The sequence below is a fragment of the Vibrio sp. MarTm2 genome (assembly GCF_027587055.1).
In the GTDB taxonomy this organism is placed as follows: Bacteria; Pseudomonadota; Gammaproteobacteria; order Enterobacterales; family Vibrionaceae; genus Vibrio; species Vibrio sinaloensis_D.
Genome location: NZ_JAPPTK010000064.1, coordinates 1 through 337, shown reverse-complemented (window position 1 = coordinate 337; position 337 = coordinate 1). Strand labels below are relative to the sequence as shown.

Below are 337 nucleotides of genomic sequence, written 5' to 3'. Positions count from 1 at the left end.
CGCTTCGACACCGCTTTTCGCTTTCAGTTGGATGTACACAAACCAGATTTCGCCTGGCAACGTCACGAGCTCACCTTGGCGAACGCCAATCTTGGTGCGCATGGTCATATCGCTAAACGAGATCACGTAGCGGCCTTGCTGCGTGTAGTTCGAGCGGTGCTCTTGTAAATCCACCATGTCTTGACCAGAGAGCGAGACAATCTCTTTACCGTTGTGAGTGATGCGCACGCGCTCAATATCAGACGGGTTAAAGATGTTCGTCACTAGCTCAAGGTTTTGGTAGGTTGGCCCCGACACCAAACGCAGCGTGGCTTGGTTGCCCCATGCCACACCCTCA

The 337-nt window shown here is 53.4% G+C and carries 1 protein-coding gene; it reads right to left on the bottom strand.

The features are described 5' to 3' along the window. On the bottom strand, nt 1-337 hold a 337-nt coding region (locus OH458_RS22045), incomplete at both ends, for a major capsid protein P2 (protein ID WP_269979860.1).